General features: G+C 71.2%; 6 protein-coding genes and 1 pseudogene. 4 read left to right on the top strand and 3 right to left on the bottom strand.

Features of this window, described 5'->3' with window-relative positions:
* Window positions 1-145: 145 nt before the first annotated feature.
* Window positions 146-2,386: an MMPL family transporter gene (locus ACZ69M_RS12000; RefSeq protein ID WP_470049014.1), complete on the top strand. Its 2,241-nt coding sequence runs from the start codon at window positions 146-148 to the stop codon at window positions 2,384-2,386.
* Between the two features lie 164 nt (window positions 2,387-2,550).
* Here ACZ69M_RS12000 and ACZ69M_RS11995 read toward each other — a convergent pair.
* Together ACZ69M_RS11995 and ACZ69M_RS11990 are read right to left on the bottom strand one after the other, a co-directional pair.
* Window positions 2,551-2,758: pseudogene (locus tag ACZ69M_RS11995) on the bottom strand (FGGY family carbohydrate kinase); the annotation flags it as partial.
* Between the two features lie 11 nt (window positions 2,759-2,769).
* The gene (locus tag ACZ69M_RS11990; RefSeq protein WP_470049013.1) at window positions 2,770-3,621 is read right to left on the bottom strand and encodes an MIP/aquaporin family protein; all 852 of its coding nucleotides are present in this window, start codon (window positions 3,619-3,621) and stop codon (window positions 2,770-2,772) included.
* Between the two features lie 502 nt (window positions 3,622-4,123).
* Here ACZ69M_RS11990 and ACZ69M_RS11985 point away from each other — a divergent pair.
* Together ACZ69M_RS11985 and ACZ69M_RS11980 are read left to right on the top strand one after the other, a co-directional pair.
* A complete protein-coding gene (locus ACZ69M_RS11985; RefSeq protein WP_470049011.1) occupies window positions 4,124-7,441 on the top strand; it encodes a right-handed parallel beta-helix repeat-containing protein in 3,318 nt (1,105 codons plus the stop codon).
* Between the two features lie 67 nt (window positions 7,442-7,508).
* Window positions 7,509-8,699, top strand: a complete 1,191-nt coding sequence (locus tag ACZ69M_RS11980; RefSeq protein WP_470049009.1) for a S8 family serine peptidase — start codon at window positions 7,509-7,511, stop codon at window positions 8,697-8,699.
* Between the two features lie 34 nt (window positions 8,700-8,733).
* On the opposite strand, the gene eccCa is transcribed toward ACZ69M_RS11980, so the two are convergent.
* On the bottom strand, window positions 8,734-12,654 hold the full coding sequence (gene eccCa / locus ACZ69M_RS11975; RefSeq protein WP_470049351.1) for a type VII secretion protein EccCa: 3,921 nt from the start codon (window positions 12,652-12,654) through the stop codon (window positions 8,734-8,736).
* 224 nt (window positions 12,655-12,878) lie between these two features.
* Between eccCa and eccD the strand changes: the two genes are divergently transcribed.
* Window positions 12,879-14,279: a type VII secretion integral membrane protein EccD gene (gene eccD / locus ACZ69M_RS11970; RefSeq protein ID WP_470049007.1), complete on the top strand. Its 1,401-nt coding sequence runs from the start codon at window positions 12,879-12,881 to the stop codon at window positions 14,277-14,279.
* The last annotated feature ends 6 nt before the right edge of the window (window positions 14,280-14,285 follow it).

Here is a 14,285-nt window from a genome sequence, read left to right as displayed (position 1 = left end):
GCGAGTGAGTTACAACTTCTAACGAACCAGAGAGTGAGTAACTCACTGCGGGGTATTCGGGCCTGGCGGGGCGCACCGCGCCGGCGCCGCCGTACATCCGGCTGCTTCAGGCCACTTCCACGTAAGAACGCAAAGGAGAACGCACGTGTTTGAACGCTTGGCCGAACTGGCGATTCGCCGGTCCCGGCTGGTCCTCGTCATCGCCGTCGTGGCCGTGGCCCTCATGGGCGTGTTGGGAGCCGGCGCATTCGAAAAGCTGCGCGGAGGCGGCTTCGACGACCCCGCCTCCCCGTCCACCCGGGCCGCGAAGGTCATCGACGAGAAGTTCGGCGGAGAGACGAACCTGGTCCTGCTCGTCGAAGCCCCCGCCGGCCGCATCGACACCCCCGCCGCCACACAGAGCGGACACACCCTGGTGGCCGACCTCAGGAAGGAGAAGGAGCTCACCAACGTCGTCTCGTACTGGGACACGGGCAGCCCCGACCTCCGCTCCCGGGACGGCCGCGAAGCCATGGTGCTCGCCCATGTGACAGGCGACGAGACTCAGCAGCGGGAAAACGCCCGGAAGATCCTCGACGCCTACACCGGGACCCACAAGGGCGCACTCACGGTCCAGGCCGGAGGCGGCGCGGCGGTGGGCAACGACCTGTCGACACAGGTGGTCGACGATCTGGTCCTGGCCGAGACCATCGCCATACCGCTCACCCTCGTGCTGCTCCTGTTCGTCTTCGGCAGCGTGGTCGCGGCCCTGCTGCCGCTGGCCATCGCCGTCATCGCCGTCATCGGTTCGTTCGCCCAGCTCTCCGTCCTCGGCAGCGTCACCGACGTGGCCGACACCGCGACCAACCTCACCACCGCCCTGGGCCTCGGACTGGGCATCGACTACGCCCTGCTGATGACCAGCCGCTTCCGGGAGCAGCTCGCGGCAGGGGCGAGCGTGGACGACGCCGTACGGCGCACGGTGCGCACGGCCGGCCGCACCGTCGCGTTCTCCGCCGCGACCGTGGCGGCGGCACTCGCGGCGCTCCTGGTGTTCCCGCAGTACTTCCTGCGCTCGTTCGGCTTCGCCGGAGTCGGTGTCGTCGCCATCGCCGCCCTCGGCACCCTGTTCGTGATGCCGGCCCTGCTGGCCGTCCTGGGTCACCGGGTCAACAGCGGGCGGCTGCCATGGGCGAAGCCGGGGCACTCCGGCGCCCGGGCACCGATGTGGGGACGGCTGGCCCGCACCGTCATGCGGCGGCCCGCGCTCACCGCGCTTCCCGTACTCGCCGTACTGCTGGCGGCGGCGAGCCCACTGCTGGGCATCACCTTCGGCACACCGGACGAACGTGTCCTGCCCACGGACGCCGCCAGCCGCCAGGTCTCCACAGCACTGCGGGCGGACTTCGACGGCAGCGAGGACTCGGCCGTTAACATCGTCATCGACCAGCCCGTGAACAAGGCTCCGTTGGAGTCGTACGCGGTCGAACTGTCCGGGCTCAAGGGTGTCATACGCGTCGAGACCAGCACGGGAACCTACGCCGAGGGACAGTCCACGGCGACCGCTCCCGGCAACGCCGCCCTCGGTCGGCCCGACGCGCAGCGCATCAGTGTGGTGAGCTCCCTGACACCGAAGTCGGACGCGGCCCAGAACCTGGTCAAAGAGGTGAGGGCACTCATCCCGCCCGCCGGGACACACCCCCTGGTCGGCGGAACCGACGCCGTACTGGTCGACTCCAAGGACTCCATCGGCGGCCGGCTCCCGATCGCCGTGGCCCTGGTCGCCCTCACCACCTTCGTCCTGCTCTTCCTGTTCACCGGCAGCGTCGTGCAGCCGCTGCGCGCCCTGGTCCTCAACGTGATCAGCCTGGCGGCGACCCTCGGCGTCATGACCTGGATCTTCCAGGACGGCAACCTCTCCTCCCTGCTCGGCTTCACGGCACAGCCGATGGAAATGTCGATGACGGTGTTGATGTTCTGCATCGCCTTCGGCCTCTCGATGGACTACGAGGTGTTCGTCACCAGCCGGATCAAGGAACTCCACGATCTGGGCCAGGACAACGAGACCGCCGTGGCCGACGGCCTCGGCCACACCGGACGCATCGTCAGCGCGGCGGCCTTCCTCCTCGCGGTGAGCTTCTTCGCCTTCGGCACCGCCAAGATCAGCTTCATGCAGATGTTCGGCCTGGGCAGCGGGCTGGCCGTCCTCATCGACGCCCTCGCCGTACGCGGGGTACTCGTCCCCGCCGCCATGCGTCTGCTCGGCCACTCGGCCTGGTACGCACCCCGCTCCCTCCGCAAGCTCCACGACCGGTTCGGCCTCAGCGAAGGCGGCCCCGAACCCACGCCCGCAACGGAACCCTCAACAGCAACGTCGCCGTACGTGAAGGACGCGACGGGATCCTGACCACCCAACACCGGGCCGCTGACCCTTCCGCCGCTGGACCGGGAGCAGATCCTGTACGTACGGCGAACGGTCCGGGCCCGGTGTGCTGCGGTCAGGATGGAAGAGACACAGGACAAGCGGTAGGCGGAGTTCCGCCTACCGCTTGGGCGTTGGGCTCGCCGACGGCCACCCTGTTGCTCCCAGTCCGTGTTGCGGAACAGCGCGTGTCCCCGCTCGGCCGGCCTCGCGGACGCCGTCGACGTTCTCGAGGATCCACTGGATCCAGACGATGGCGTTGTAGTAGGGGCGGCCGTTGCGCGGGTCCCAGACGACTGTGGTCCCCCGCTGGTTGGTGATGCCGATCGCGGCCAGGTCTGTCGGGGACAGGTTCCCTTTCGTAGGTGTCACTCCTTGGGGGTGGGAGCGGGGATGCGGCCCGGGGGCTCCGGCTCCGCCGTCGGCAGGAACTGGCCTACGAAGAACTTGTACAGGGCAGCGCCGACCAGACCACCGACCAGGGGACCGAGGATCGGCACCCAGAAGTAGAAGTTCCCGTACTGATCTCGCCATGCTCCGCCGTACCCCGTGAGGAAACTGGCCAGACGGGGACCGAAGTCACGTGCCGGATTGATCGCGTAGCCCGCGTTGGTGCCCCAGGCCATGCCGATGGCCACGACGACCAGGCCGATGATGAACGGGCCCATGTTGGCACCGGGGGGTGTGTTGAGCAGGTCCGTGATGGCCAGGATCAACAGCAGCAGGATGGCGGTGCCCATGACCTGGTCGCGAAACGCGCCCCACTCGTAGACCGGCAGGTTCGTGTTGCCGTTGGCGGGGAGCGTGGAGAACACGAACTGCGTCTTGAGGGTGTGTCCGGGGTCGGCCTTCGCCAGTGCCTCGGTGTAGTTCCACCGCACGAGGAGGGCCGCCACGAAGGCGCCCGCCGTCTGCGCCAGCGCGTAGGGCACCACCTTGCTCCACGGGAAACCCTTGAACGCGGCCAGGGCGAGGGTCACCGCGGGGTTGAGATGCGCACCGCTCAGCCGTGCCGCGACGTAGACGCCCAGGGTGACGCCGAGGCCCCATGCCCAGGAGATGCTGTCGTGGTTTCCGAGGCCACCCGGTGGAGTGGTGAGCGCTCCGCCGGCGACCACCTGGGCCACCACGCCGCAACCGAAGAGGATGAGAATCATGGTGCCCGCGAATTCGGCCGACATCTCGCCCACCAACCCGGACCTGCTCAACCGCTCACTCATGGAAGCCCGCTTCCCGCCGGCTCAGGACCGGCCGTCGACTGCCCGGGTCCGCAGGGCATCAGCATAGAGCGATCAAGGAATAACCGCACAAACAGTGAAATGTCATGCACTCAGACCTGAAACGCTCACAGCCACGCAATGAGTCATCACTCTACGTAGCGATGATAACAGGACAAATCGATACCGCCAGTGGAACGCTTTCCGGAGACTGCGACACTCCGTGACCGCTCCGGATGGTCCACCGGCGGCGCCGGTGCCGAGTCCTGCCGTCGGGGGTGCGGGAGCGGGTGGTGCCAGAGGCGTCGCAGGTGGCGGAGCAGGGCACCGCGCCCGCTTCGCCGGTCCGGTGCGCCCCCGTGCGATCTCCTGTGAAACAGTGGCACAACTGGCCTTCCCTGGCCCGGTCCTGCCCTCGCCCTGCATGATTGTGCTGCCCGTGCCAGGCACCGTCAGACACCCCGGTCCGGTGGCGTCTCGGTGTCGTCCATAGGAGGTTTCACGCTTGTCACGCCAGTTGTTGACGGTCGGCCAGGAGCGGCCGGACGGCTATCGGACGATCGGTGAAGCCCTGGCGAGGGCTCGCAGCGGCGCCGTCATCAGCGTGCTTCCCGGGACGTACGCGGAGAACCTGACCATCACCATCCCGGTCACCATTGTGGCGCAACAGGCCCGCGGCACCGTCGAGATAGCCCCCCGCCGGGGCAGCGCGGTCGTCCTCAAGGCGGACGCCGTGATGCTCAACGACCTCGTGCTGCGCGGCCGGGACGAGGAGTTGCCGGTCGTCGACGCCCCTCGCGGGCAGGTCGCCATGGACGGCTGCGAGGTCACGGGCGCGGCCTGGGCCGCGCTGCTCGCCCGCGGCAGCGGCTCGCTGGCCATGCGGGACTGCCGGATCAGCAACCCGGGCGGCGCCGGGGTCGTCGTCACCTCCGCGGTGGACAGCTCCATCGAGTCCTGCACCCTCGAACATCTCGGTACCTCCGGGGTGGTGATCGGCGAGGGCGGCCGGGTCACGGTACGCGGCTGCACCATCCGCGACGCACGCGGCAACGGCGTACTCGCCAACGGGGAGGCGCAGGGTTCCGTCGAGGAGTGCGACATCTCGTCCACCGACAGCCCGGCCATCGCCCTGGAGGACCACTGCACCACCCAGGTGCTGCGCACGGTCGTGCACGACACCGGCACAGGCATCCACCTGACCAGCCAGGCCCGTACTGTGCTGGAGGACGTACGGGTCATGGGCACCGCCGGCCCCGGCATCGTCCTGGGCGGCGGTACCGACCCGCTGCTGCGCCGGTGCCGTACCGCCCGTACCAAGAGCCACGCGGTGCTGGTCACCGAGCGCTCCCGCGGCACCTTCGAAGACTGCTGGCTGGACGCGGCACAGGCGCCCGCACTGCGGGTGACGGGGTCCGCCTCACCCGTCCTGGTCGGCCTGACGGTCCGTGACTGCGCCGGGACCGCCGTGCTCCTTGAGGAGGACTCGGCGGCCGAACTGGACCGGCTGGAGATCATCGACGCGGCCGGTGCGGGCATTTCCATACGCTCCGGCGCCAACCCGCTGGTGCGCCGCGCCCGCATCAGCGCGCCGGGCAGCCATGGCGTGGAGATCGTCAAGGACGGCCGGGGCCGGCTGGAGGACTGCGAGATCGACCGGTCGGGCGGCGCCGGCATCCGGGTCGAGGACGACGGCAATGTCTACGTCGGCGGCGGCAGCGTCGTCTCGTCGTCCGCGAGCGGCCTGTCGGTCGGCCCCGGCGGCATCATGACCGTACGGGACTGCAAGGTCGAGGCCCCGGCCGAGGGCGGGATCACCGTGGACGGAGACGGTGAACTCACCGCCACCCGCGTGCGGGTGAACGGCAGCGCCGGCCATGGCGTGCTGGTCTCCGACGGCGGCCGGGGGTCCTTCAACGCGTGCGAGGTCGCCGGGAGCGCCAAGAACGGCTTCCAGATCGAGAGCACCGCCCCGGTCTCCGTGGTCAACTGCACCGCCCGCGACAACACGGGCGGTGGCCTCGTCCAGGCCAGGCCCGGCGACCGGCTCGCCGTCGAGGGGCTGACCAGCACCGGGAACGGAAAGCGGGACGCGTGGGGCATCGGCGACGTCGAGGGCACCGACCCGGCGGCCGGCGGCGAGCACGACGGCGGGGGGCTGACCCGCGAGGACGGACCGCTGGCCGCGCTCGACGGACTCATCGGCCTGGACAACGTCAAGCACCAGGTCCGTACGCTCGTCAACCTCACCCAGCTCGCACAGCGGCGCGCCCAACTCGGCATGTCCGCACCGCCGATGAGCCGCCACCTCGTCTTCGCCGGGCCGCCCGGCACCGGCAAGACCACGGTGGCCCGCTTGTACGGCACCATCCTCGCGGAGTTGGGCGCGCTGCGCTCCGGGCATCTGGTCGAGGTCTCCCGGGCCGACCTGGTCGCACAGATCGTCGGCGGCACGGCCATCAAGACCACCGAGACGTTCACCAGGGCGCTCGGCGGGGTGCTGTTCGTGGACGAGGCGTACACCCTGCTGTCCGACGGCCGTGGCTCCGGCGCGGACTTCGGACGGGAGGCCGTGGACACCCTGCTGAAGCTCATGGAGGACCACCGCGACGACATCGTGGTGGTCGCCGCCGGGTACTCCGCCGAGATGGAGGCCTTCCTCTCCTCCAACCCCGGTCTGGCGTCCCGCTTCTCCCGCACCGTCGAGTTCGAGAACTACTCGGTGCCCGAACTGGTGGCGATCATGGAGAGCATGTGTGTCCAGCACCAGTACGAGCTGGACGACACCACCCGCAAGGCACTCGCCGTGCACTTCGAACGGATGCCGAAGGACGCCACCTTCGGCAACGGGCGTGCGGCGCGGCGGGTGTTCGAGGAGATGGTGGACCGTCAGGCATTCCGCCTGGCCACGCAGCCCGACGTCACCGAGCGGGACCTGACCCTGCTGCTGCCGGAGGACCTCGGCGAGGAGGCCGCGCTGCCGGACGAGGCCGGGGCGGGCGGGGAGAGCGATCCGCTGGCCCGGCTCGGCGACCTGGTCGGCCTGGCCGCCGTCAAGCGGGACGTCACCGACCTGGTCAACCTGCTGTCCACCGCACGGCAGCGGGCGGCCGCCGGACTGCCCGTGCCGCGCATCAGCCACCACCTCGTCTTCACCGGCCCGCCCGGCACGGGCAAGACCACCGTCGCCCGGCTCTACGGCAGGCTGCTCGTCTCGCTGGGCGTGTTGCCACGCGGCCAGCTCGTCGAGGTCGCCCGCGCGGACCTGGTGGGCCGGTATGTGGGCCACACCGCGCAGCTCACCCGGGAGGTCTTCGAACGTGCCCTGGGCGGGGTTCTGTTCATCGACGAGGCGTACACCCTGACCCCCAACGGGCCGTCCGCCGGCTCCGACTTCGGGCGGGAGGCCGTGGACACCCTGCTCAAGCTCATGGAGGACCACCGGGACGAGGTCGTGGTCATCGTCGCCGGTTACACCCAGGAGATGGAGCACTTTCTGTCCTCCAACCCCGGTCTGTCGTCCCGCTTCTCCCGGCGGGTGGAGTTCCCGGACTACTCCTCCGACGAGTTGGTCACCATCGTGCGCCAGCACGCCACGGCGGCGGGGTACGAATGCGGGCCCGGTACGGGACAGGTGCTGCGGAAGTACTTCGAATCGCTGCCGCGCGACCGCTCGTTCGGCAACGCGCGGCTCGCCCGGCAGGTACTGGAGGGCATGATGACCCGTCAGGCCGGCCGGCTGAGCACGCTGGCCGCTCCGGGCATCGACGACCTGCGACTGCTGCTGGCGCAGGACGTGCCGTGGCAGGAGCCTGCCGAATGACGAGCCCGCGAGGGTACGGATGCGGGAGAGGCCGGAGGCGTTCATGACACGCTCTAAAATGCGTGTCATGCGTCGCCTCCCCCCTTCCCTCCGGCCCATGATGCCGCTGCTCCTGACGACGGTGACGGCGCTGGGGGTGAGCGCTCCCGCGGCCACCGCAGTGGGCACGACCGTACGGCTGCCCGTGCTGAAGTCACAGCTTGCCGACGGGGCCGGCTGCACCGGTGCGTCGGGCAACGTGGCCTCGGCGGTGCCGTGGGAACAGCAGAGTCTGGACCTCGCGCGGACCTGGCAGCTGGGCAACGGCGCCGGAGTGACCGTGGCGGTCGTCGACACGGGGGTGTCGCAGCAGGCATCCGTCCTGAAGGGACGCATCACGGCGGTCGGCGGGGCGGGCACGGACTGTGTGGGCCACGGCAGTTTCGTCGCCGGTCTCATCGCCGCCGCCCCGGTGAAGGGCGTCCGCTTCGCCGGGGTCGCCCAGGGGGCGCGCATTCTGGGCGTCAGGGGTACGGACGACCGCGGGAAGGCGACCGCGGCGACGGTCGCGGCGGGCATCCGGGCCGCGGTGGACGCCGGGGTGAAGGTCATCGAGGTGTCGCCGGCCCTCGCGCAGAGTTCCGAGGCGCTGACGTCCGCGGTGCGCCATGCCACCGATCACGACGCCCTGCTCGTGGCCGCCGCGGTCCCCGACGCCCCCGCGAAGGTCACATCGTCCTCCGCACCGCCGCCTCAGGACTACTGGCCCGCCGCCGAGCCGGGTGTCCTGTCGGTCCTCGACGTCGACGTCAAGGGCGCACGCCCGGACGGCGCGTACAGACCCCGCGGCGCTCGTCTTGCGGCGCCGGGCGACGGGGTCGTCGGCACCGGGCCCAAGGGCACGGGCCACTTCATCGGCTCCGGGGCGTCCCTCGCCGCGGGCTACGTCGCCGGTACGGCGGCCCTCCTGCGCGCCACGCATCCCGATCTGACGGCCTCGGAGGTCGCCGGGCGACTGACGGCGACCGCCTATCCGGCCGACGTCCCGCGGCTGGATCCGTACGCGGCCCTCACCTCCGTACGGGACGTGTCCACCGGTGCCGCCCGCGCCTCGGCCGCCGAGCCGGTGAGTCTCCCGTCCGACGAGGCCGATGCCCGCGCGACGCGCCGCGCCGTCCTGCTGGCCGCGGGAGGCGGCGGCGTCGTCCTGCTGGTCGCCTGGGCCGCGGTGGTCGTCCCCCGCGGCCGGGCGCGCGGCTGGCGACCGACCCGACGCTGACCGTCCCGGCCGGGCAAGGCCGGCCCGGGCCGGGTCACTCCCCCACGAGCGCCGTCTGGATCAGCGTCGCCTTGCGCCGGACGATGCGCTGCGCCCGCCCCGGCGGCAGGTTGCGCGGCTTGGTGTTGCCGAAGACATAGCCCTCGGACGGCGGGCAGGACATCAGCAGTCCCGGCGTGTTGACCTCGTCGAGCCGACGCAGCAACTGGTCGTTCAGTCCTCGTCCCGCACCCGTGGCCGAGCGGACGACGACCATGTGCAGGCCCACCTCGTGGCCCAGGGCGAGATGGTCGAAGAGCGGGGCGAATGGGTGGTCGAAGGCGTTGCTGCCGCCGACCATGTCGTAGTCGTCGACCAGGATGAACAGTCGCGGGCCCGTCCACCAGTCGGCCTGGCGCATACGGGCCGGGGTGATGTCAGGGCCGGGCAGCCGGGTCTTGATGGCCCGCGCCGAGCCGCCCACCAGTTCCCGGAGGCCGTCGACCGAGACGGCGTGCCCGAGGCGGTACTCCTGCGGCACCGCCTCGACCAGCTCGCGCCGGTAGTCCACGACCAGGATGCGGGCCTCGGCCGGGGTGTAGCGGGTGGTGATGGCTGAGGCGACCAGCCGCAGCAGGTTGGTCTTGCCGCTCTCGGTGTCGCCGACACCGACGAGGTGCGGGGTGCGGCTGAAGTCGTGCCAGACCGGGGACAGTGTCTCCTCGTCGAGGCCGAGCGGGATCCGCAGGCCGTCCGCCAGTTCCGGCGTCGGCAGTTCGGCGACGGGCAGGCGGTGCGGCAGCATCCGTACGGGCGGGGCGGCGGGTCCCGTTCGGTGCGCCGTGATGCGCTCCACCAGTTCGGCCACCCCCTCGGTGAGGTCCTCGGCGCTCTCGTTGCCGTCGATGCGCGGGAGTGCCGCGAGGAAGTGCAGCTTTCCGTCGGTCGTCAGGCCGCGGCCGGGCGAGCGTGGCACGGTGGCCGCCTTGCGGACGTCGACCACCGAGTCCATGGTGTCGCCGAGCCGCAGTTCCAGCCGGGTGGCGATCTGATCGCGGACCTGGGCGGACAACTCCATCCAGCGGGCGGCGGCGACGACCAGGTGGATGCCGTAGTTCAGGCCGCGAGCGGCGATCTGGTTGAACGTCGGGACGAGGGTGTCGAAGTCCTGGCGGACGGTCGACCAGCCGTCCACCACGAGAAAGACATCGCCGTGCGGTTCGTCGGCGAACTCGCCTGCCGCACGGCGCCTGCGGTAGGTCGCCATCGAGTCGATGCCATGGTCGAGGAAGAACTGCTCGCGGTGGTTGAGCACCGCGGTGACCTCGGCCACCGTACGAGTGATCCGTTCGCCGTCCAGCCGGGCCGCGACCCCGCCGACGTGCGGCAGTCCGGCGAGGGCGCTGAGTGTGCCGCCGCCGAAGTCGAGGCAGTAGAACTGCACTTCGCGCGGGGTGTGGGTGAGGGCGAGCGCGGCGATCAGCGTACGCAGCACGGTCGACTTGCCGCTCTGCGAACCACCCGCGACGCCGAGGTGCCCGCCGCTGCCTGCGAGGTCCACCACGAGCGGGTCGCGTCGCTGCTCGAACGGCTTGTCCACCAGGCCGACCGGCACGCGCAGCTGTCCGGTTCCCGGCCATCCTGCCGAGGTGAGACCGCGTTCGGCGTCCGGGACGAGCCCGGGCAACAGCGCGTCCAGGGTGGGCGGCAGACCCAACGGCGGCAGCCACACCTCGTGGGCGGGCGGCCCGGAGTCGCGCAGCCGGTCCAGGGCCACCGACAGCAGTGAGGGACCGGTCTCCTCCTCCCCGGCAGTCGCCGGCTCCGGGTCGGGCAGCTGGGCCGGGGCGCGCGGCACCACCCAGCCGGCCGTCCACGGCACCACCTGGCTGGCCACCCGCGCCTGCGCCGCCGCGCCCCGACGCCGGCGGTATCCCCCGGAGACATAGGCCGCCCGGAACCGGGTCAGCGCCTCCACACCGCTCTTGAGGAATCCGGCACCCGGCTGTGACGGCAGCTGGTACGCGTCCGGAACACCCAGCACGCCCCGGCTCTCCATGGCCGAGAAGGTACGCAGGCCGATGCGGTACGAGAGATGGCTCTCCAACTGGTGCATGCGCCCCTCGTCGAGGCGCTGCGAGGCCAGCAGCAGATGCACCCCGAGGGAGCGGCCGAGGCGGCCGATCATCACGAACAGGTCCATGAACTCGCGGTGCGTGGCCAGCAGTTCGCTGAACTCGTCGACCACCACGAAGAGGCTCGGCAGCGGATCCAGTGCCGCGCCGCCCGCCCGTGCCTTCTCGTATTCCAGCGCCGAGGTGTAGTTGCCGGCCGCCCTCAGCAGTTCCTGACGGCGTATCAACTCGCCGTGGAGCGCGTCCTGCATGCGCTCGACGAGCGCGACCTCGTCCGCCAGGTTGGTGATCACCGCGGAGGTGTGGGGCAGTTCGTCCAGGCCGAGGAAGGTCGCGCCACCCTTGAAGTCCACCAGGACGAAGTTGAGTGTTTCCGAGGAGTTCGTGAGGGCGAGGCCGAGGACGAGGGTGCGGAGCAGTTCGCTCTTGCCGGAGCCGGTCGCCCCGATCAGCATGCCGTGCGGGCCCATACCGCCCTGCGCGGACTCCTTGATGTCCAGTTCGACCGGGGAGCCGTCGGCGCCGACCGCGACGGGGACCCGCAGCCGGGCGGCGCCCGTGTTGCGCCGCCACAGCGTGGCCGGTTCATGGCGGTGCAGGTCGGGGATGCCCAGCAGAGCGGTCAGTTCCACGTCCTTGGACAGTGGCTCCGCGGCGTCGGCGGTCAGGCTCATCCGGTACGGCGCCAGCATCCGGGCCAGCGCCTCGGCCCCCTTCGGACCGATCGCGTCGGGGCGGCCGAGCGGGGTCGTCTGTTCCTTGCGGCTGCTGTCGGTGCGCACCAGCCGCAGGGAGTCGCCGCGCACGTCCAGCCGGAGCGTGGTGCGCCCCGGTCGCCAGCGCAGGGCACCGGACAGGTCGCAGACGACCGTGTTGCGGAATCCGGGCCCGTCCAGCCGGTGCCCGGCGGGCACGGTGACCCCGTCCACCACGATCACGGTGAAGGGCTCGTCCCGGCCGGGCAGCGCGTCCGGGTCGAAGGCGGGGCGCTCGGCGAACTCCGCACCCAGCAGGTCCTCCAGGTCGTTGAAGGCCGACGCCACCATCCGGGCCGGTCCGGCGCCGTCCTGCTCCTGCGGATGCAGGCTGTGCGGCAGCCACTTGACCCACTCCCACTCGGCGCGCCGTTCGTCCGAGACACACAGCGCGATCCACAGCTCCTCCGGCGGGTGGAAGAGCGCCAGCTGACACAGGGCGGCCCGCACCGCGGACCGTACCGCCTGTTCGTCGCCGCGCAGCAACACGCGTGACCAGGACCGCAGATACAGCGCGATCGGCTGGTCGGGCACGGTGCTGTAGGCGCGTACGAACCGGCGCAGCGCGTGTGCCGACAGCGGGTCGAGGTCCTCCACCGGTTTGGTCGACAGGGGCGTCAGCCGCATGCCCAGTTGCTGGTCGCCGACGGCGATGCGGACCTCGGCGAAGTCGTCGTCCTTGGGCCGGCGCTCCCACAGTCTGGTGGTGCGCGCCATCGAGCGGAGGGTCTCCGGCGCCGGATGCCGCCAGGCCAGCGCGCGTTGCTGTTCGATCACGGCCCGGTGAACTTTGCGCCGGGTCTGGGACAAGTAACGCAGATAGTCGCGCCGCTCGCCGCGCAGCCGCTGCTTGCGGTCGCTGCCCTTGCGCATCACCTGACCGACCATCATGGCGGCCGCGGCCAGCACCATCATGCCCAGTGCGATGTACGTGAAGACACTGGCCGAGGCGCCGGGCCGGACGAAGATCAGCATCATGGAGATGGACATCATCGCCATGGGCAGATACGTCCACACGGCCGAGTTGTCCGGCACGGTCTCCGGCAGCGTCGGCGGCTCCTGGAGGTTCAGCTCTCCCTCGGGCATGTCCGGGCCGCGTCGGCGGGCGGGGCGGCGGAACAGGACAACGCTCAACGAACCGGCTCCTTTTACGGCGGCGCCGTAGACGGACGGGATGCTTTGACAGGAGGTCAAGCTGGGGAAGCCCCGGGGCCGTTCGCACCGGCCTCAGTGTTATCAGTAGTCTGCATGTGCATCACACCTAGGTCCAAGTCTCGTCGGAGACGCTCCCCGGAGGCCTGACCCATTCCATGACTGACAGCTCGGTGGCGGGCCTGTGCCGCCTCACCGTCCGTGCCCCCGCCAACATGCTCGACCTCGCAGTGCCCGCGGACGTACCGGTCGCCGACCTCCTTCCGATCCTGCTGCGTTACGCGGGTGAGGAACTGGAGGAGAGCGGCCTGGAGCACGGCGGCTGGGTTCTGCAACGCCCCGGTGACCGTCCGCTGGACGAGGAAGGCACGCTGGAGACCCTCGATCTGAAGGACGGCGAGGTCCTCTACCTGCGTCCGCACACCGAGGCGTTGCCCGAGGTGCGCCTGGACGACCTCGTCGACGGCATCGCGGGCGTCACCCGGGACCGCCTGCACGGCTGGAGCCCGGAGGCGAGCCGGCGCCTGCTGCGCGCCCTGGTCGTCCTCGCCGTTCTGACGGGTCTGGGTGTTCTTGCCTGGCCGGGCGGCCCCGTCACCGCCCGCGCCGCCACCGCGGGCGTCGCCGGGCTGTTGCTGCTCGCGGGCGCCGCCTCCGCCGGCCGTGCGGTCGGGGACGCGGCGGCCGGCGCGACCCTGGGTTTCCTCGCCGCGCCCAGCCTGGCGCTGGCCGGCTGGCTGCTGCCGGGCGGCGAGATGTCCGGTGCCCATGCCCACCATGTGCTCGGCGCCCGGCTGTTGGCCGCGGGCGCCGCCGGGGCCGGGGGCGCGGTGCTGGCTCTGGCGGCGGTGGCCGTGTACACCCCGTTCTTCCTGGCCACTGCCGTCGTGGCGATCACCGCCGCGGTCGCGGGGGCGTTGATGAGCGTGCTGGACGTGTCCGTCGACGCCGCCGCGGCCGCAGTCGCCGCGCTCGTCGTCCTCTTCGGCGGCTTCGTACCGGCCCTGTCCTTCCGGCTGGCCGGCATGCGGATGCCCGCGCTGCCGACCAGCCCGCAGCAGTTGCAGGAGGGAATCGAGCCCTACCACGGCCGGGATGTGGCCACGCGCACCGAACTTGCGAGCGGCTGGATGACCGCGCTGTACGGCGCGACCGGAGTCGTCTGCGCCGGTTGTCTGGTCGCACTGGCGCGGCGGCCCAGCCTCGCCGAGGCGCTGACCGCCGTGGCGCTGTCCCTGCTCCTGCTGCTGCACGGGCGGGGCATGGTCAACGTCGGGCAGCGGCTCACCCTGGTCGTGTCCGGCACCTGGGGCGTGTTCCTGCTGGCCGTTCAGGCCGCCGCGACGCTGGACACGGCCCAGCGGCCGACGCTGGTCGGGGGGCTCCTCGCGCTGGCCGCCGTACTGGCGATCGTCTCCTGGACCGTTCCGGGCCGGCGTATGGCGCCGTACTGGGGCCGGGCCGGCGAGCTGCTCCACTCCCTGCTGGCGATCGCCCTGCTGCCGCTGACGCTGTGGGTGCTCGGCGTCTTCGGTGCCCTGCGGGCGATCAACGGCTGACCGGCG

The sequence above is a fragment of the Streptomyces sp. NPDC107454 genome (assembly GCF_055582885.1).
The sequence above is the reverse complement of the archived record's forward strand: the minus strand, read 5'-3'. Positions and strand labels throughout refer to the sequence as shown.

Bases quoted from the DNA above. Each gene is read 5' to 3' on its own strand.
- ACZ69M_RS11990 (WP_470049013.1), bottom strand. From the start codon at position 3,621: ATGAGTGAGCGGTTGAGCAGGTCCGGGTTGGTGGGCGAGATGTCGGCC.
- ACZ69M_RS11980 (WP_470049009.1), top strand. From the start codon at position 7,509: ATGCGTCGCCTCCCCCCTTCCCTCCGGCCCATGATGCCGCTGCTCCTG.
- eccCa (WP_470049351.1), bottom strand. From the start codon at position 12,654: ATGCCCGAGGGAGAGCTGAACCTCCAGGAGCCGCCGACGCTGCCGGAG.
- eccD (WP_470049007.1), top strand. From the start codon at position 12,879: ATGACTGACAGCTCGGTGGCGGGCCTGTGCCGCCTCACCGTCCGTGCC.